At 64.2% G+C, this 19,346-nt stretch carries 17 protein-coding genes; 8 read left to right on the forward strand and 9 right to left on the reverse strand.

Annotated elements, in window-relative coordinates; all coding sequences use genetic code 11:
- The first annotated feature begins 15 nt into the window (after window positions 1-15).
- The 4 genes from LKE06_RS06910 to LKE06_RS06925 all read left to right on the forward strand — a co-directional run bounded on the left by LKE06_RS06910 (window position 16) and on the right by LKE06_RS06925 (window position 3,744).
- The gene (locus tag LKE06_RS06910; protein ID WP_227997788.1) at window positions 16-846 is read left to right on the forward strand and encodes an RsmA family anti-sigma factor; all 831 of its coding nucleotides are present in this window, start codon (window positions 16-18) and stop codon (window positions 844-846) included.
- A 96-nt stretch (window positions 847-942) separates the two neighbouring features.
- Entirely contained in the window at window positions 943-1,929 is a 987-nt protein-coding gene (gene trxB, locus LKE06_RS06915; protein WP_227997789.1) for a thioredoxin-disulfide reductase, read from the forward strand.
- Between the two features lie 103 nt (window positions 1,930-2,032).
- Entirely contained in the window at window positions 2,033-2,365 is a 333-nt protein-coding gene (gene trxA, locus LKE06_RS06920; RefSeq protein WP_227997790.1) for a thioredoxin, read from the forward strand.
- A gap of 182 nt (window positions 2,366-2,547) precedes the next feature.
- Entirely contained in the window at window positions 2,548-3,744 is a 1,197-nt protein-coding gene (locus LKE06_RS06925; protein ID WP_227997791.1) for an N-acetylmuramoyl-L-alanine amidase, read from the forward strand.
- Between the two features lie 114 nt (window positions 3,745-3,858).
- Here LKE06_RS06925 and LKE06_RS06930 read toward each other — a convergent pair whose 3' ends face one another.
- The 9 genes from LKE06_RS06930 to rpmH all read right to left on the reverse strand — a co-directional run bounded on the left by LKE06_RS06930 (window position 3,859) and on the right by rpmH (window position 11,669).
- Entirely contained in the window at window positions 3,859-4,590 is a 732-nt protein-coding gene (locus LKE06_RS06930) for a GNAT family N-acetyltransferase (RefSeq protein WP_227999313.1), read from the reverse strand.
- 232 nt (window positions 4,591-4,822) lie between these two features.
- Window positions 4,823-5,851 carry a ParB/RepB/Spo0J family partition protein gene (locus LKE06_RS06935; protein WP_227997792.1) on the reverse strand — a complete coding sequence of 343 codons (1,029 nt, stop codon included), beginning with the start codon at window positions 5,849-5,851 and terminating at the stop codon, window positions 4,823-4,825.
- Window positions 5,852-5,915: 64 nt separating this feature from the next.
- Complete coding sequence (locus LKE06_RS06940) at window positions 5,916-6,866, reverse strand: ParA family protein (protein WP_227999314.1); 951 nt, start codon at window positions 6,864-6,866, stop codon at window positions 5,916-5,918.
- A gap of 1,190 nt (window positions 6,867-8,056) precedes the next feature.
- Window positions 8,057-8,785, reverse strand: a complete 729-nt coding sequence (gene rsmG / locus LKE06_RS06945; protein ID WP_227997793.1) for a 16S rRNA (guanine(527)-N(7))-methyltransferase RsmG — start codon at window positions 8,783-8,785, stop codon at window positions 8,057-8,059.
- A gap of 148 nt (window positions 8,786-8,933) precedes the next feature.
- Window positions 8,934-9,449, reverse strand: a complete 516-nt coding sequence (locus LKE06_RS06950) for a Jag family protein (RefSeq protein WP_227999315.1) — start codon at window positions 9,447-9,449, stop codon at window positions 8,934-8,936.
- A gap of 141 nt (window positions 9,450-9,590) precedes the next feature.
- Entirely contained in the window at window positions 9,591-10,703 is a 1,113-nt protein-coding gene (gene yidC, locus LKE06_RS06955; RefSeq protein WP_227997794.1) for a membrane protein insertase YidC, read from the reverse strand.
- Between the two features lie 4 nt (window positions 10,704-10,707).
- Window positions 10,708-11,061, reverse strand: coding sequence for a membrane protein insertion efficiency factor YidD (gene yidD, locus LKE06_RS06960; protein ID WP_227997795.1), 354 nt, complete (start codon window positions 11,059-11,061; stop codon window positions 10,708-10,710).
- Complete coding sequence (gene rnpA / locus LKE06_RS06965; RefSeq protein ID WP_227997796.1) at window positions 11,058-11,504, reverse strand: ribonuclease P protein component; 447 nt, start codon at window positions 11,502-11,504, stop codon at window positions 11,058-11,060. The genes yidD and rnpA overlap by 4 nt, the downstream gene beginning before the upstream one ends.
- A gap of 21 nt (window positions 11,505-11,525) precedes the next feature.
- Window positions 11,526-11,669, reverse strand: a complete 144-nt coding sequence (rpmH, locus tag LKE06_RS06970) for a 50S ribosomal protein L34 (protein WP_209885332.1) — start codon at window positions 11,667-11,669, stop codon at window positions 11,526-11,528.
- Window positions 11,670-12,287: 618 nt separating this feature from the next.
- Between rpmH and dnaA the strand changes: the two genes are divergently transcribed.
- The 4 genes from dnaA to LKE06_RS06990 all read left to right on the forward strand — a co-directional run bounded on the left by dnaA (window position 12,288) and on the right by LKE06_RS06990 (window position 18,971).
- A complete protein-coding gene (gene dnaA, locus LKE06_RS06975) occupies window positions 12,288-14,387 on the forward strand; it encodes a chromosomal replication initiator protein DnaA (RefSeq protein WP_227997797.1) in 2,100 nt (699 codons plus the stop codon).
- 863 nt (window positions 14,388-15,250) lie between these two features.
- Window positions 15,251-16,426: a DNA polymerase III subunit beta gene (dnaN, locus tag LKE06_RS06980; RefSeq protein WP_227997798.1), complete on the forward strand. Its 1,176-nt coding sequence runs from the start codon at window positions 15,251-15,253 to the stop codon at window positions 16,424-16,426.
- Between the two features lie 214 nt (window positions 16,427-16,640).
- The gene (gene recF, locus LKE06_RS06985; RefSeq protein WP_227997799.1) at window positions 16,641-17,915 is read left to right on the forward strand and encodes a DNA replication/repair protein RecF; all 1,275 of its coding nucleotides are present in this window, start codon (window positions 16,641-16,643) and stop codon (window positions 17,913-17,915) included.
- Between the two features lie 483 nt (window positions 17,916-18,398).
- A complete protein-coding gene (locus LKE06_RS06990; protein WP_227997800.1) occupies window positions 18,399-18,971 on the forward strand; it encodes a DUF721 family protein in 573 nt (190 codons plus the stop codon).
- Window positions 18,972-19,346: the final 375 nt, after the last annotated feature.

Raw genomic sequence — 19,346 nt, forward strand, 5'->3', positions numbered from 1 at the left:
TGAACCGGAGGTGCGATGGCGACCCGATCCGTTCCGCAGCCTCCGTTCTCACCCGAACTGCTCGCCGACCTGCATGCCGACAACATCGCACCCGACCTCGGCGCACAGCTGTGGCCCGAGGTTCAGCGCGACGCCGACGCATTGCGGTTTCTGCACTCCCTCGACGAGGTCAGCGCACGACTGCGCACCTTGGGCCGCGAGGACCACATCATTCACTCGATGCCCGGCGAGGTTTCCGCCCGGCTCGAGCAATTCGTCGACGGACTCGACGCGGCCGAGGAGCCCACTGAACAGGTCGCCACCGTCCATCATCTGCCGTTCACCACAGCGGCGCCCGAAACTTCCGTCACCCCAACGGTTTCGACACTCGAACAGCCCGCGATCGAACGCGAAGAACCACCTCTTGCCGTGCCGATCGAGCTCGCGGACCGGCGCCAACGCAGGCTCTTGCGCTGGCTCGCAGCAGCAGCGGCGGCGGTCGCGGTCATCGCCTGTGCCGCGGTCGCGGTGGAATCCCTGCGCGACCGTCAGGTCGCCCCCACCGCCCAGCCGACGCACGGCAACGTCGAGCTCGGTGACAACCTCAATGCCACCGCGGCCCTCACCGCCCTCGGCCGCAACGACGTCACCGGCTCGCTGGGCAGCCCGACCTCGCTGAACCGATGCGTACACGCCAATGGTCTCGACCGCACAGTTCTCGGCTCGACCAACACCTCCTTCAAGGGCACCGAAGCGGTCCTGATCCTGCTCACCGGCCCCCGACCACACAAGATCACCGCCCTGGTCGTCGGAATCGGTTGCACCACCGACGATCCGCAGCAGCTGGCCATGACCGACATCGGCTGACCGTCGGGGAGGTGGCCGAGACCTCCCCCCGGGAACAACAACGTTTAGGCTGTTGTTGACCGACACGTCCAGATTTCTCCGCTCTGAAGGGCCCAAATGAGCACGCCAGTTCGCGACTTGATCATCGTCGGCTCCGGCCCCGCCGGCTACACCGCCGCCGTCTACGCGGCCCGCGCCGAGCTCCAGCCACTACTGTTCGAGGGCACCCAATTCGGTGGCGCGTTGATGACGACCACCGAGGTGGAGAACTTCCCCGGCTTCCGCGACGGCATCATGGGCCCAGACCTCATGGAGGAAATGCGCGAACAGGCCAAGCGGTTCGGTGCCGATATCCGCACCGAGGACGTCGACGCGATCGATCTGAATGGCCCGGTCAAGACCGTCACGGTCGGTGGCGAGACCTACCAGGCGTACGCGGTGATTCTCGCCATGGGCTCGGCGGCACGCTATCTCAACGTTCCCGGTGAGCAGCAGCTGCTCGGGCGCGGCGTCAGCGCCTGCGCGACCTGCGATGGCTTCTTCTTCAAGGGCCAGGACATCGTCGTGGTCGGCGGCGGCGACTCCGCGATGGAGGAGGCCACCTTCCTGACCAAGTTCGCCGCCAGCGTGACCATCGTGCACCGCCGTGAGGAGTTCCGTGCCTCGCGCATCATGCTCGAGCGTGCGAAGGCGAACGAGAAGATCAAGTTCGCGCTCAACGCGGAAATCGCCGCCGTCAACGGCGAAACCAGTGTGACGAGCCTGACACTGCGCGACACTCGCACCGGCGAAACCTCGGAGCTCGCCGCGACCGGCCTGTTCGTCGCGATCGGCCACGACCCCCGCAGCGAACTCGTGCGCGGCCAGGTGAATCTCGATGACGAGGGCTACGTGCAGGTCCTGCACCCCTCGACCGCCACCGAGGTCGCCGGAGTTTTCGCCGCGGGCGATCTCGTCGACCACACCTACCGGCAGGCGATCACCGCCGCGGGCACCGGCTGCCGCGCGGCCATCGACGCCGAGCGCTGGCTGTCCGAGCAGGGCGATATCGCCGCCAACACGCTGGACCACGCCAGCAACCCGGTTGCCGTGCCCGCCAACTGATTTCGTCGGTTATACCGCGGCGTGCAGCGTCACGCCCGGAGGCGGAAGCTCGCGCGACCACGAAGGGCCCGCGAACCCCGCCGATCAAAACTAGGAGAGAACCATGTCCAAGAGTGCTAACACTGTCACCGTTACCGACGCGTCCTTCGCCGATGACGTGCTGCTCAGCGAAAAGCCCGTGCTCGTGGACTTCTGGGCCGACTGGTGCGGTCCGTGCAAAATGGTCGCCCCAGTGCTCGAAGAGATCGCCGGCACCCATGCGGACAAACTGACCGTCGCTAAGCTGGACGTGGACGCCAACCCGAGCACAGCACGCGATTATCAGGTCCTCTCGCTGCCGACTATGATGCTGTTTTCGGGCGGCAAGCCGGTTAAGCAGATCGTCGGCGCAAAGGGCAAGGCCGCCCTCCTGCGTGAACTCGACGGCGTCATCTGACCGCACCGGCCCGAACGGGCCAAAGGACGCCGCGTTCCAACGACGCGCCGTAGGATGCCTGGCGCCGGGAATTGCTGAATTCCCGTCCGGGTCTGAGACAATCGACCGATCTCCGGTCGTGCGAGGGTGTTTCCGTCGCATGAGTTGGTACCCGGGTTGACGGAAGGGAAGGGCTCTCACGCATGCACCGACTTCGTCACGGCGATGCCGGTCCAGCCGTCGCCGAGGTTCGGAGCACCCTGGCAAGTCTTGGGTTTCTGCACGCTCACGCTGTCGGCACCGATCACGCCGATGCACGCGAGTATTGGAAAGACACCGCGGCCGCCTTCGATCATCAGCTCGATTCGGCAGTGCGCGCATTCCAGCAGCACCGCGGGCTGTTGGTCGACGGGGTCGTCGGCCCGGCCACCTATCGAGCGCTGAAGGAAGCATCCTATCGGCTCGGTGCCCGCACGCTGATCTATCAGCTGTCCGCGCCGCTCTATGGCGACGATGTCGCGACTCTGCAGCGCAGGCTGCAGGACCTCGGTTTCTATGTACATCGTGTCGACGGATACTTCGGTCCGCACACCCATGAGGGCCTGACGGGGTTCCAGCGGGAAATCGGGCTGTCAGCCGACGGCATCTGCGGCCCCGACACGCTGCGATCGCTCGAACTGCTCGGCGCGCGCGTCACCGGCGGCAATCCGCACCGCATCGCCGAGGAGGAAGTGGTGCACCGGGCAGGCCCACAACTCACCGGCAAGCGGATCGTCATCGATCCTGGCCTCGGCGGACCGGATAAAGGATATGCAGTCCCCACCGAATACGGCGACGTCTACGAATCGGAGATCCTCTGGGATCTGGCGAGTCGGCTGGAGGGCCGAATGGCCGCCACCGGTATGGAGACCTTCCTTTCGCGACCGTGGGGGGCCAACCCGAGCGACGCCGAACGGGCCGAAACCTCCAATGCGTTCGACGCCGATCTGATGATCTCGCTGCGCTGCGCGACCAACCCGAGCCCTTCGGCGAACGGCGTCGCCGGCTTCCACTTCGGTAACTCACACGGCTCGGTATCGATGATCGGCCAGGTGCTGGCCGGGTTCATCCAGCGCGAGGTCGTCGCGCGAACATCGTTGCAGGACTGCCGGACTCACTCCCGAACGTGGGATCTGCTGCGGCTGACCAAAATGCCGACCGTGCAGGTCGACATCGGTTATCTCACCAACGAATACGACGCCACGGTGCTCACCAATCCGAGAATGCGTGACGTGATCGCCGAAGCCATCCTTATTTCGGTGAAACGGCTGTACCTGCTGGGCCAGGACGACCAGCCCACTGGCACATACACTTTCGCGGAACTGCTCGCCGAGGAACTGGCTGCGGCCGACCGGCTGTAAACCGAAGCCCGAACATCCTCGGGCTCAATCAAATACGGCGACCACTGCCAAAAGATATCTGAGTGTGCCCCTGCCGACTTCGGTCAGCAGGGGCACCTTTGCGTCCATCACAGATCAGGGGGCTCCGACCCGGAAGGGGACGGTCAGCGACGCTGCCGCCAGCAACTGATCGAGGGCGTGCTCCACATCTTCCTTCCAGCCGTGATCGGAGTTCAACTCCAGCCGTAGTCGCGGGAATCGGTGATGCGGCGCAACCACCTCGAAGCCGACATCCTCCAAGAAATCCGCGTCGATCATGCAGGTTTCCGGCGAGCACTTGGTGGCGGACGAAGCCGATGCGGTGTCCCGAACGGGCGAACCGATGCGCTCCATCAGGGTCATCGATCCCAGTGCTCGATCGGACAATGCTTTCGTTGGTGGATCGGTACGAATACCGAAGGCTTCCAGCGCACGCACACCACGACGCACCAGATCGGCCACGACAGCTGATATAAGCCGGTGGGCAACATCCGCGTCCCGATAGGGAAATTCGGCGCTCAGCGTGGTCAGCAGGACCGCATCCGAGCTTACCGGCGAGGTAGGGAAGAGGGCAGCGCGTGGAACCTCGCTGGGTGGCGAGTAGAGCGCGCATCCCGCCACATTCCCATTGACGTTCGCGACCTGCCCACACGAACCCCACTCGAGCATGACCGTCGAGAGCCATGCCTCCTTCTCGAAGACCGGATCGCTGAATTCCCGGGTGTTCTCGGCCACGGCCGGGTCGATCTCCCAGAACACACAGCGCCGTGCGTGCGTGGGGAGTTTGTCGAGCCCACCGAGGGTGAGCGCCGTGACGCTGGTCGACACCGCTCTACTCAGCCTCCAGCTATCCGATTCATCCACGCTCACGCCGCGTCCATACTTGCTCGCCAGCAAGAATAAGCGTTCAACGAGATCCTGCCTCATTCCACGTCGCTGTGCTGTTGGTCAAGCGCCTTACGCCGGTTCGCCGAAGGCTCTTTTCTGGTCGCCGTCACTGTGACGTTTCGGCGCCAGGCCCGTACCTATCGAAAATACGGACCCATTTTCGCCACATTTGTCACTTGCCGAGCTGCTGTTGCTCCATCATGCCGACAATGCGCTCGAGATCTTCGACCGAGCCGAACTCGACAACGATCTTGCCTTTGCGCTTGCCGAGACTCACGGTGACCCGAGTATCGAAAGATTCCGACAGCCGCTCGGCGACATCGTGTAGACCCGGCATATGAATCGGCTTGCGCCGAGGTGTCGGGGGAGTGGCCTCGTCCGGATTCCGGTTGGCGAGGGTGACGGCTTCCTCAGTCGCACGGACCGACAGCCCCTCAGCGACAATGCGCGCGGCGAGTACCTCCTGCGCATCCGCACCGGCCTCCAGTCCGAGCAACGCGCGAGCATGGCCCGCCGACAGGACACTGGCTGCTACCCGCCGCTGCACCGGAATCGGCAGCTTCAGCAGGCGGATCATATTCGTCACCACCGGCCGTGACCGTCCGATCCGCGAAGCGAGTTCCTCGTGGGTGACATCGAATTCCTCGAGCAGCTGCTGATACGCTGCCGCCTCTTCGAGCGGATTCAGCTGCACCCGATGGATATTCTCCAGCAGGGCGTCGCGCAACATCGTCTCGTCCGCGGTCTCACGGACGATCGCCGGAATGGTCGCCAGGCCGGCCTCCTGACACGCCCGCCAGCGCCGCTCACCCATGACGATCTGATACCGGTCGACGCCGGGCTCGACCCGGCGCACCACGATCGGTTGCATCAGCCCGAATTCACGAATGGAGTGGACCAGTTCGGCCAGCGCCTCTTCCTCGAATACCTGACGCGGCTGCTTCGGGTTCGGCTCAATCTGATCCGGTGAGATTTCGCGATAGACCGCGCCGCCCGTCGAGGTGAGTTCCTCGTCCTCTTCGGTAGCCGAACTTGGATCAGGGACGCGATGCAGGAACGCCGAGGCCGGCTGTGGGCCGATCGGATCGAGACCGATCACCACATTCGCCGCAGCACTGCCGAGACCCGGTGCGGCCTCCGGCCCCGTCGGGATCAACGCGGCAAGTCCGCGTCCCAGCCCACCTTTCTTAGCCTGAGTCATCGGTCTACCGATCCCTTCCTTGTTCGCCACCACACCAAAGTCCATACACACCGAGCCGAGCTCATTACGAGCGTTCCGCAGCACCACTCCGCAGTACCGAACGTGCCGCCATCTCACGACCCGCATCGAGATAACTCATCGCACCCCGGGAGCCTGGATCATAATCGAGCACCGTCATTCCGTAGCCCGGAGCTTCGGAGACCTTCACACTTCGGGGGATTACCGAACGCAGCACCACATCACCGAAGTGCCCACGAACCTCCTCGGCAACCTGGTCGGCCAGCTTGGTCCGGCCGTCATACATCGTTAGCACGACGGTCGAAACATGCAATTCGGGATTCAGGTGGGACTGCACGAGTCCGATATTGCGGAGCAACTGCCCCACGCCCTCCAGCGCGTAGTACTCACACTGGATCGGAATCAGCACCTCCTTGGCTGCGACAAGCGCATTGACGGTCAGCAGCCCCAGCGACGGCGGGCAGTCGATCATCACGTAGTCGATGTCATACCCGGCGATGTTGGCCTCCTGAATGGCAGTCTTGAGCCGGCCTTCCCTCGCCACCATCGACACCAATTCGATCTCCGCACCCGCCAGATCGATCGTCGCCGGAATGCACAACAGGCGCTCATTGTGCGGGCTCCGCTGAATCGCATCCTTGACCGAGATCTCGCCGATGAGCAGTTCGTAGCTCGACGGGATACCGGAGTGATGCTCCACGCCGAGTGCAGTACTCGCGTTGCCCTGCGGGTCCAGATCAATCACGAGAACCGTCATCCCCTGATGCGCCAGGGCGGCCGCGAGGTTGACCGTCGTCGTCGTCTTACCGACGCCACCCTTCTGATTGGCGATGGTGATGATGCGTTGCTCGTGCGGTTTCGGCACTGTCACCTTTCCTGGATGCAATATTTGGCTGGCGCGTTGGGCTTCGGCCGCGATCGGGGTCTCACTGGCGGAGATGTGCCCGAACGGTGTGCTTCCGAATGCCTCCGCGTCGAGGCTGCTGGAGTCCAGCATCCCCGGCACACGCGACGTCGTTTCCCGTGAAACATTCGCCGGACCGCTCGACATAGACAGCTCCTAACCCGAGAACTTCAGATCACGTGCCACCGACGAACGTCGGCGCCGTGTCATCAACAGCTGTGTCGGATCGAACATGATGCTCAATCGGGGCCGTGGCGCCCGATCGACCGAGCGGAGCTCCCGCCGCTGTGACAACCACATCCATCCGTGGCACCAACGCTCACGCCCGACGGTGACTAGCTTGCCAGCACTCAGCGGGATAAGAAAGCTGAATCGCGACGACGCGCACAGGACACGCGAATCTGCGGCGATTCTCGCTGTCGCGCGCGAAGTTTCGGGCACCCGACGCGATGTTTCACATGAAACGTGACCCCCAACCTCACCCAGAAGCGAGACACTCGATCGACCACGCGGTTCAGCGGTTCAGCGGTTCAGCGGTTCAGCGGTTCAGCGGTTCAGCGGTTCAGCGGTACAGCGGTACAGCGGTACAGCGGTACAGCGGTACAGCGGTACAGCGGTACAGCGGTACAGCGGTACAGCGGTACAGCGGTACAGCGGTACAGCGGTACAGCGGTACAGCGGTACAGCGGGGGAGGCCTACGGCCACTCGCTCGCCTATCTATCAATATGTGTGGCTGGTTCGACCCGTCGCGACTAACACGCGATCCGTTCCGATACGTCGAACCGCTCACGATGATCGAGGATGCGATGAACCGGATCTACGTGGCAAGTAGACGCCCGGCGTGAGCGCTGCACCGTCCTGCGCTCCTGGCGCGTACTCGTCGCATCAATTGATTGTTTCCCGCGGACAGCGCCGGACGCCAAGCGTCCCGCGGCAGCGATCACAGCACAGCGGGGGATCCAGAGATCCGCCGAATCCGGTTGGGGCATCGCCGGCGCAGCAACACAACTGTCGAGGGTGGGACCGCCGTGTCCGTCAGCCTGTCGGCCATCACATTCCCGGCTTGTCACATTCTCGGCTTGTCGCGGTCTCGGCTTGTCGCGGTCTCGGCTCGTCGTAGTCTCGGCTCGTCGTAGTCTCGGCTCATCGCGCTTTGCGGTTCCCGAGTATCTGCCACCGGGACCGCGAAATGATCACGGCATAACTGTGACGATTCCCGCCCCTGGGCCCGACAAAACCTGCCGAGGTTTCATGTGAAACATCGGCCGAGAGTTCGATACCGCTACTTCGCCTTACGGGCCTGCTTGGCCGCGCGTCTCGGTGAACGTTCGGAACGCGGCAGACGCTCGGCGCTGATCACGAGGGTGGGTGGTGAGACAATCCCCGCTCCGCATTCGAGCACAGCTGCCTTGCCCGCTCCAGCGCGAGCCAAGGCTTCGCCGTCACGCTCGAGCTCCTCGGCCGCACTGATTCCCTTGAGGGCGAGCATCCGACCGTGATCGCGCAGGAGGGGAAGCGACCACTGCGCCAGCTTCGCCAGCGGAGCTACCGCACGAGAGGTCACCACATCGGCGCCGCCCGCTTCCTTCAATACGCCCGACTGCTCGGCTCGGCCACGCACAACCGTCACGTCCAGTCCGGCCGACTCGATGAACTCGCTCAGGAAAATGGTCCGACGCAGTAGTGGTTCGACCAAGGTGATCCGAAGATCGGGACGCGCGATGGCCAACGGGATCCCGGGGAGCCCGGCACCGCTGCCGACGTCTACCACCGAGGAACCCTCGGCAATTAATTCACCGAGCACAGCACAATTGAGAATGTGCCGGTCCCACAGCCGAGGCACCTCCCGAGGTCCGATCAGACCTCGTTCAACCCCCGCAGTCGCGAGCGCGGCGCAATAGCGGCGCGCAAGATCGAGACGGTCGCCGAACACCACGGCGGCGGACGCGGGCGGCTCCGGCTCAGCCGGCAGCGCGGTGGTTCCACCAAGATCTCGTTCCACGTGAAACATCCTTCCGAGCTCGACTCGATCACTAGCGGGGGATCAGTCGGGCGGCTCGTGGGTCACCGGACACAAATAAGGCCCCCGGTCCGAAGACCAGAGGCCCTATCCAACCACTGTTCATCCGGTCGCCAATCATGGCGTCCCGGACGGTCGTTCACGAAGGCACTACGACCACATGCCGGTTCGGCTCCACGCCTTCGCTCTCGCTGCTCACTCCATCGACGGCGGCAACCGCGTCGTGCACGATCTTCCGCTCGAACGGCGTCATCGACGCAAGCGGCTCCGGCGCGCCCGACTCGAGCACCCGCTGCGCCGCGGCGGTACCCAGCTCGCTCAACTCCGCACGACGCTTGGCCCGCCAGCCCGCGACATCGAGCATCAGTCGGCTGCGCACACCTGTGGTCTGCTGCACGGCCAGCCGCGTCAACTCCTGCAACGCGTCGAGCACCTCGCCGCCACGACCGACCAACTTCGATAGATCCCGACCGCCGTCGATACTCACGATGGCGCGATCGCCCTCCACATCGAGGTCGATGTCGCCATCGAAGTCGAGCACATCGAGCAATTGCTCCAAGTAGTCGCCCGCGATCTCCCCCTCTTCGATGAGAGCTTCCTCGGCATCGCTTACAGCATCGCCGGTCTCCGGTTCGGCAACCGTCGCATCCACCATCGTCGTCGCCACTGTGGCGTCCCCTCCGTCGGTCTCAACAGTCATTTGATTTTCCTTCATCTGCTTATCGCGCGGGCCCGGCGTAGGCCGCCGAGCAGGGTTCGCGATCGGGGTTGCTCAATGCCGTCAGCGGCGTCGCGGTCAGCGGCGTCGCTTCTGATTCGCTCGACCTCGATTGCCCGGTCGCTTCTGACCGCCCGAACGGCGCTGACCCGATGTCTTGCCCGCAGACTTCGCGGTGCCGTTCACCGACGGCGCGGCGCCTGTCGACCCGCTATCGCTCGCGTCGGCGTCGACCGCCTCGGCATCAACAGGTCCGGCATCGACCGGCGGCTGTTTCTTCTTCGTATTCACCGGCTTGGCGCCTGGCTTCGGCGCGTTCTGCGCGCGCTGCTCCAGCTTCGCCTGCTTCTTCTCTTCTTCTTCCTTGGCCATCCGGCCGAAGACAAGATGCTGCTGCCCGTAGGTCCAGATGTTGTTGGACACCCAGTAGAGCAAGATGGCGATCGGGAGGAAGGGACCACCAACCAGCACGCCGAGTGGGAAGACCCACAGCGCAAGCTTGTTCATCATCGCGGCCTGCGGGTTGGCAGCCGCCTCGGGAGTCTGGCGAGCCACGGAAGCGCGAGCGTTGAAGTGCGTTGCCAGGCCGGCGATGACCATCAGCGGAATCGACACGAGAGCGATACTCAGCTTGGAAGGAATCCCGCCGTAGTCCGCGAATGCCTCCAGCTGACTGGGCGGGCTCGTGATGTAGGCCGAAATGGGGGCACCGAAGATTCGGGCACTCAGGAATGACTGAACGTCGACGGCGCTGAAGACGTAGTTCGCAGTGTGCGCGTTGTCGTAGGTCGACATACCCAGCTGACCGATGCCAGTACCGGTCCGGTTGAACGAGCGCAGCACATGGAACAAACCAAGAAACACCGGCACCTGGGCAAGGACCGGCAGGCAGCCCATCACCGGATTGAAGCCGTGGTCCTTTTGCAGCTTCTGCATCTCGGTCGCCATCTTCTGGCGATCGTTCTTGTACTTCTTTTGCAGTTCCTTGATCTGCGGCTGCAGTTCCTGCATTTGCCGAGTCGTGCGAACTTGCTTCACGAATGGCTTGTAGAGCACCAGGCGCAACGTGAACACCAGGAACACCACAGCTAGTGCCCAGGTGAGTCCGTTGTCCGCGCCGAATGCGAACCCGAAGACTCGATGCCAGAACCATAGGATCCAGGACACCGGGTAATAAATGAAGTCGAGCACGGCTCTATGCACTCCCGTCGTTCGTGTCGCCGATCACCGCGCGCGGTGATCCTTTACAAGCGTCTGACGCCGGCGTCTCAGTGGCGACGGCTGCCTCGTTCCGACGGCGCTGGGCGCGCTCGGGAACGGGGTCCCACCCACCAGGGTGCCAGGGCGCACATTTGGCCAATCGCACGACCGTCAATACGAGGCCGACGAACAGTCCACGAGTGCGAAGCGCGGTGACGGCGTACTCACTACAGGTCGGGGTGAAACGGCACACCGGCATGCGAGTGGGGGAGACGTAGGTCCGATACAGCTCGATCACGAAGATCAGCGTGTTGGATGGCAGTCGAGTAACCGTCGCGGCGAAACTCACGACGAGCCACCCGATTTCGCGCCATGCGCGACGACCGGTACACCAGCGCTGCCGAGCTTGCGCAGTGCACCGCGCAACTGGCGAAGCAGTTCCTCCGAGTCGGCGTCCGCGGCACCGGGCAGTGCCCGGATCACGATGTCGGTTTCTGCGGGGAGGTCTTGGGTCACCCGGGCACACATATGACGCAGGCGGCGGGCCACGCGGTGTCGAACCACCGCGGAACCCACCGCCTTGCTGACAATCAATCCAAAGCGCGGTCCGCCAACGCGAACCATCGATCCGGCTGTTGCCGGATCGATGAGTTGTCCACTCGCGCCCACTACTCCGTCATACCCGCGCACGAGCGCGTGTACGACCAGATCTCGCCTCCCGATTCGCTGGCCGCGGCGCACCGTCCGGGAGAAGTCGGCACGATGATGCAACCGATACGGCTCAGGCAGCACCCGAGCGTCCGAGAGTGAGGATCAAGCGGTGAGGGTTTTGCGACCCTTGCCGCGACGCGCGGACACGATGGCGCGACCGGCGCGGGTCCGCATCCGGAGACGGAAGCCGTGGACACGCGCCCGACGACGGTTGTTCGGCTGGAACGTCCGCTTGCCCTTGGCCACGGTCAACACTCCTCGAGTAGGTGGGCGTCAGTCGACACCCGAAGCTTGGGTAATTCGTATTGCGATGAATCGCAGTCTGGTCATCATCGGCGCGCGTCGGTCCTGGCGCACAGGTCTGGCTCGACCGAACACGGTCAGCACAGGACCGCCACCGCACCAAGGGGTGACTGTACGAGGGTACTGATCGGCCAGGAGTGGGTCAAACTCGGCCCACCCGCACCGGACCAGAGCCCACGTCGGGCACCCTGTGCACTACCGCGTCACGCAAACATGCGAGATGGTGAATTCGTCCACAACCCAGCCGCGGACCGCCACCGCACCTAGTCGGTGTAGCCGGAAGATTGCCATATAACTGCAGGTCCCGCCCTTGCCGCGGACGTATGCGGGCACGTTTCACATTTCCCCAGAGTTCTCCACATCTGTGGATAATTGTGTGGAAAGACTCTTGGAGTGGCATATTCGTAGGGCCGACGGTGCCACGATGCCGCTCGGGATGGGGATCCGGGCAGCGTCCGACCGGTAACGGTTGTACGCAGGACTATCGAAATCTACCTTGCCGGTAGCCGCCCGCGTACCCGGCCGTCTGCTCCTATCGCCTACTCCCGGGGAGGAAACTGCATGGACGACGAGCAGAACGTGTTGGCCACGGTGTGGCCCGAGGTGGTCGCCGAGCTCACCACCGGCTCGCCCGATGGTGCTATCCCGCCGGTCACAAGGGCGCAGCAGGCCTGGCTGAAACTGGTCAAGCCGCTGACCGTGGCCCAGGGATTCGCCCTGCTCTCGGTGCCCTCGTCGCTGGCCCAGGAAGCCATCGAACGCGATCTACGCGAGCCCATCCTGCGCTCGTTGGCACGCCGCCTCGGCCCCCAGGTCGAGGGACTCGGCGTTCGAATCGCCGCACCGACCAACCAGCCGACCGAACGCCCGGGAAACTCGGCACGGCACGCGAGGATGACAAGCAGGCCGGAACGCAGCCGGGATAACGGACGCGGACCGGCCGGGTATCAGTCGTCGGACTACCCGGGCCGCGCCGATTACCAGGCTCCCCGCTACGGGCAACAGAACGACTATCAGACCGGGCCCAGCGACTACACCCCCGCCAACGACTACGGGTCCACAAATGACTACGGGTCAGGAAGCAACGAGTACGCCCCGGCGCAAAACGAGTACGCCCCCGCCGCGAATTACCCCGCCACCGGCGACTACGAACCCGAATACGTGCCGACGCAGGAGTACGTACCCACGTCCGAATACGCGCCGACAGGCGACTTCCCGACCATCGACTACCCGGCCCGTGGCGACTATCCGCGCCAAGGGATCCGTCCCGAAGCGCCCGTTACCCCGGCGTCCGACGTGGCCGCGCCGGTCCGGCGCGAATCCGGTATGCCGCCGCGCCGTGATTCCGTGCCGCCCGGGCAGGAATCGTTGTTCACCCCCGAACCGGGCCCCGCGCCCATGCGTGCCCCATCGCGCGCACCGATTCGCGAGCCCGGCCCGAGCGAGGACGACGGGATGGCCGCTACACACGAGTCGGGCCGCGAGCCCATGCCACGTCAACAGATGCCACGCGAGCAAATGCCCGACAACTCGCGACCCGAACGCGGCGACGACGAGCCCGTCGTCAATGCTCGCAACTCCTGGCCTACCTATTTCACCAAGTCCCAGGAGACCCCGCCACCGTCCAATGGTTCGGCGAGCCTCAACGCGAAGTACACCTTCGAGACGTTCGTGATCGGCGCGTCCAATCGGTTCGCACACGCCGCGGCCGTCGCGATCGCGGAGGCGCCTGCGCGCGCGTATAACCCGCTATTCGTCTGGGGCGCTTCGGGTTTGGGCAAAACGCATCTTCTGCACGCGGCCGGCCATTACGCCCAGCGGCTGTTCCCCGGTATGCGGGTGAAGTACGTCTCCACCGAAGAGTTCACCAATGACTTCATCAACAGCCTGCGTGACGACCGGAAGGTGGCCTTCAAGCGCCGCTACCGTGAGACCGACATCCTGCTGGTCGACGACATCCAGTTCATCGAGGGCAAGGAAGGCATCCAGGAGGAGTTCTTCCACACCTTCAATACCCTGCACAACGCCAACAAGCAGATCGTCGTCTCCTCCGACCGCCCACCCAAACAGCTGGCCACGCTGGAGGAACGCCTGCGGACCAGGTTCGAATGGGGCCTGATCACCGATGTGCAGCCCCCCGAGCTGGAGACACGCATCGCGATCCTGCGCAAGAAGGCACGGATGGATCGCCTCGACGTGCCGCACGACGTGCTGGAGTTGATCGCGGGCCGGGTCGAGCGCAATATCCGCGAGCTCGAAGGCGCGCTGATCCGGGTGACCGCGTTCGCCTCGCTGAACGGTCAACCACTGAACCTGCCATTGGCAGAGGTAGTGCTGCGCGATCTGATGCCCGACACCGCAACCCTCGAGATCAACGCGGCGACGATCATGGCCGTTACCGCCGAGTACTTCAACACCACGCTCGAGGAGCTGACCGGGCCGGGCAAGGCGCGACCGCTTGCCCAGGCCAGGCAGATCGCGATGTACCTATGCCGCGAACTCACCGACCTGTCGCTCCCGAAGATCGGGCAGGCGTTCGGGCGCGACCACACAACGGTCATGTACGCGGACAAAAAGGTGCGCAAGGAGATGACCGAGCGGCGCCGGGTCTACGACCAGGTGCAAGAACTAACAGCCCGGATTAAACAGCGCTCGCGCTGACATTCACTAACAACCCTGCACCACCCCTGAACTGGGGTGGTGCATTTTTGTGGGTTGTGGATTCCTCGAGGAATCCCTGTGGAGTCCTCGAGGAAACTCCCAGTTATGCACCGGTTAGTGCACAGGCTCGAGGACCGGGCCCGACGCCGCGACTAACAGGTGCGGAATCAACAGTCTCCACAACCGATTCCGTACACACGCGCTGACCAGCACGAGGCTCGGTCGAGAGGGTGTTGACTACTCGAGGATTCCTTGTTGAGTCCTCGAGGATTCCTCGAGTAGTCCACGGATTCGTGCACACGTGTGAACAACTGGGTGAATCTGGTGGAACAACTCGAGGAGCACTCGAGGATGGATCGTGAACAACTTCGGAACTTCCACAGCCGCCTCCCGTTCATCCTCGAGTCACCCCACAGTCATCCCCATGGCACCACGCCCTCCAACCTGCGGATTTCGCCTGATTCCACAGATTCCACAGCGCCTACTACTACTTCAGTTCTTCTTCTTAGAGATCTCTCTTTGAAAACAGGTGTGTGGAAAGTCGATCGGTGAGCGCCACCGCCGAACACGCTTCGTCCACACCCGCAAGGAGAACGTCGGGTCGATCCGATCCGCACCCCCGGCGCGGGCTCGGTGATCCGGCACTCGAACTCCCGGCGACAGGCGGTCAGGTGCGTAGCCGAGCACCGGCAGGCGAATCTCGCGCCACTTACCGGTATGGCCTGAATACGCGCAGCGACCTGATGAGCTACGGTTTGATGTCGGTCGTCTGTGCCACACTTCGAGGACGGCTGGTTCAGCACCCCTTTCGAGGACTGACAAGCCGAGATAGATCACGAAACCGGGAGAGGACAGATCGGGCGATGGAGCTTGCAGGCATGAAGTTTCGGGTCGCTCGAGAAGACTTTGCCGAATCCGTTGCGTGGGTGGCTCGTAGCCTCCCGTCCCGGCCTCCCGTCCCGGTGCTCGGCGGTGTGCTGCTGGTCGCCGACGAGGGCGGCCTCACGGTCTCCGGCTTCGACTACGAGGTGTCTGCGCAGATGCGGGTCGCCGCAGAGGTCGCCGGTCCTGGCCAGGTGCTCGTCTCCGGCCGACTGCTCGCGGATATCACCAAGGCGCTGTCCAACAAGCCGGTCGATGTCTCTGTCGATGGCACGCGTGTGCTGATCGCGTGCGGGAGTGCGAAGTTCTCCCTGCCGACTATGCCGGTCGAGGACTATCCCCAGCTTCCCGAGGTGCCGCAGCAGACCGGGGAGCTGAGTGTGGATGTTTTCGCGGGCGCGGTCGGCCAGGTCGCCGTCGCAGCGGGCCGTGACGACACGCTCCCCATGCTCACCGGTATCCGAGTCGAGATCGAGGGCTCCAAGGTCGTACTCGCCGCCACCGACCGGTTCCGGCTCGCCGTCCGGCATATCGAATGGCAGCCCGCTCGACCCGATATCGAGACTGCGGTGCTCATCCCGGCCCGGACGCTGTCAGAGGCCGCCAAGACGCTCGGTGCCTCGGACGCACCGGTTCAGCTGTCGCTCGGTAGCGGTTCGGGCTCCGATGGTCTGCTCGGCATCGTGAATGCCGGTCGGCGGACAACTACCAGGCTGCTGGACGCCGAATTCCCCAAGTTCCGTCAGCTGCTTCCGAAAGAACACACATCGATCGCCACGTTGCAGGTGGCCACGCTCACCGAGGCCATCAAACGTGTCGCACTCGTCGCCGAGCGCGGTGCCCAGGTGCGGCTGGAGTTCTCCAACGAGGGCCTGCTGCTATCGGCGGGTGGTGACGATGCCGGACGCGCGGAGGAATGGCTGGAATCCGACTTCCGTGGTGAATCCCTCACCATCGCTTTCAATCCTGGCTATCTCATCGACGGGCTGTCCGCACTGCACGCCGAGCGGGTTACCTTCGGCTTCACCACACCGAGTCGTCCCGCCGTGCTGCTGCCTGCCGGTGACGAGGAGCCCGAGGTGCTCGATTCGGGCGCGTTCGCCGCATTGGCCAGCGAGTACACCTATCTGTTGATGCCGGTCCGGCTTCCGGGCTGAGCGTCTGTGCATGATCGGGTGCCGACCGTGCTGGGTGGTTCGAACCACATAGGGGCACAGTGCTATTCGATGCCGCGGAATACCACTATCGCGCGTTCTATCCACAGTTCATCCACAGCATGTGATTGGGCACCAAGGTTTTTGGCGCTTCCGCCGTCTCGGTCGGTCTCGACGTTCCTACCAGCGACAATGAAGACCGAGGTGGGGTAAACGGATGTTTATCCGGGCACTGTCGTTGCGCGATTTCCGTTCCTGGGAGCATGCGGAAGTCGAATTATCCCCAGGCCGAACGGTTTTTTTGGGATCGAATGGCAATGGCAAGACGAATCTATTGGAGGCGATCGGGTATCTGGCCACCCTCGGTTCGCATCGGGTCGCCACTGACGCACCGCTGATCCGGCTCGGCACCGAGCGGGCCAGAATCGGTGCGACCGTGGTGAACGCGGGCCGGGAGCTACGGATCGACCTGGAATTGCACCAGGGCGCGGCGAATCGGGCGCAGATCAACCGCTCTCCGGTGCGCAGGCCACGGGAAATCCTGGGCATTCTGCAGACGGTTTTGTTCGCGCCGGAAGATCTCGCACTCGTGCGTGGTGATCCCGGTGAACGGCGTCGGTTCATGGATGAACTGTGCACAGCTCGGCTGCCGCGCCTGGCCGCCGTTCGCGCCGACTACGACCGGACCCTCCGGCAACGGTCGGCGTTGCTGAAAACTGCCGGGCGGCAAGGACGGTCGCGCGGCGGCCGGTCCGGCGGCGAACTCAGCACGCTCGATGTCTGGGACGGGCATCTGGCAACCCACGCGGCGGTGCTGCTTGCCGCGCGTTTGCGGCTGGTACACGAGCTGCACCCCCATCTTGCCCAGTCATATGCCTCGATCGCTCCCGAATCACGCCCGGCCGCGATCGGTTACCGCAGTGCCAGCCTCCCGCCCGAACTACTGGACCCCGCGCGGGAGCCGCTGCCCGAGGATGTCGAGGCATTGGAGGCGATCATGCTTCGGGAATTGGCGGCCGCGCGTCCGAAGGAATTGGAGCGAGGGGTGTGCTTGGTCGGGCCGCATCGCGACGAACTGGAGCTGATGCTCGGTGACGCGCCGGCCAAGGGATTCGCCAGTCACGGTGAATCATGGTCGTACGCACTGGCTTTGCGCCTGGCCGCGTTCGAGCTGCTGCGTGCCACCGGAGCCGAGCCGGTGCTGATGCTCGACGATGTTTTCGCCGAATTGGACCGTCGCAGGCGTGCGGCACTCGCCGAGGTCGCGGCAGGGGCGGAGCAGGTATTGATCACAGCCGCGGTCCCCGAGGATGTGCCCGCCGAACTGGCTGCGGTGCCGCTGCGAGTGGAGACAACCGGCGGTAAGGATGGGCGGACGTCTCGGCTGGTTGATCTCGCGGGACCGACACGTGAGTCGGAATCGCCGATCGCGGCCGCCACCGATACCACTGGTGTTGTGAACAACTCCAGTAATGGGCCCGCATCGGGCTGATTACTGGCGCGACGTCTGGGCGCCAGGATCGAGGCTCGACGACGTCCTCGGAATACGCGACGCCCGGAGAGTACCGAGGGGACAGCAATTCAGGCAGGCAGCGGCGTGCTGCCGCGGTGGCGGATACATACGCTCGCGGTAGTGCGTATGACCGGCTGATGTGCGCGATAACTGTCGGTGGGCTCCCGTACAGTGACGGTGCGTCGAGTGGTTGATAACGCGCTTCGCGTCCGGAGTTCCCACACCTGTGGATAATTCGGGGCGGTCTCCGGATTCGCGGATCGGAGTGACCGGTACTCAGCGACACACACGGAAGGCCCGGAACAGCGAAAATGCCTGAACTGGGCGTGGAATGTAGGGACCGGGTCCCTCGCTAGGGTCGTCCGGTCACGAGTTAGGTGCCGCGCGGGACCCGATCGGGCAGCTGGGGAAAGACTGAACAAAGCTGGGGACAAAGTAAGTGCATGCGAACGGAGCGGATCGATGAGCGATCAGCCGCAACAGCCTGGCGCTTCCGCGTCGCAGCCCGGTCCGGAAGCGGAGCTGCGTGGCATTGATTTGGCGCGGCGAGCCCTCGAGGAGGCCCGCGCGGCCGCGAAGGCGAGCGGTAAATCGGTGGGGCAGGGCCGCGCCTCGCCGCGTCGTAGCCTGCGTGCGGGTACCAGGCGGCGTACCGGCTGGTCGGGTGCGCGCCCGGACGACCGCGATCCGCAGCTGCTGTCGCGGCTCACCGGGTCGATTGCGAAGAATCGTGGCTGGTCGACCAAGGTCGCCGAGGGAATGGTCTTCGGTCGGTGGTCCGGTGTCGTCGGCGAGGACATCGCGTCACATGCCACCCCGATGACCTTGAAAGACGGCGTCCTCAGTATTGCTGCCGAATCGACCGCCTGGGCCACCCAGCTACGCATGTTGCAGGGGCAGATCCTGGCGAAGATCAATGCCGCCGTCGGTCAGGGCGTGGTCACCTCGTTGCGGATCGCGGGTCCGGCGGCACCGAGCTGGCGCAAGGGCGAACGTCATATCAAAGGTCGCGGACCTCGGGACACCTACGGATAGCGAGGACCGTTCCCGAGCGCGGCGTGAGAACGTGAGTGCCGAAGGTGTGTCGGGACGCGGTTGGTTATGAAGGACCGGGAACTGGGGCGGGTGACCTGGCTGTGGGCGGCTTGGCGGCGGCGATACCCTGCCGTTCCACGTGAAACCACGACTCCGCAAACAGTCACCGATACCGCCGACGCGCCAATGGATTTCGCCAGAGACAGCTATTCCTATGGCGCGACCGACGCTCTGTCGCCGACCGTGGCGCGAGGCACGTGCCAGCGCTGGGAAGCGGCGGAATGCGAGGCAGGATATATGAGCCGCAACACCGCCGGAGGAGCCTCCGTGATGGATCGAAACCCGCGGAAGGCGGAACGGACCCGTCGCTATTCG

Source organism: Nocardia australiensis (assembly GCF_020733705.1).
Taxonomy (GTDB): domain Bacteria; phylum Actinomycetota; class Actinomycetes; order Mycobacteriales; family Mycobacteriaceae; genus Nocardia; species Nocardia australiensis.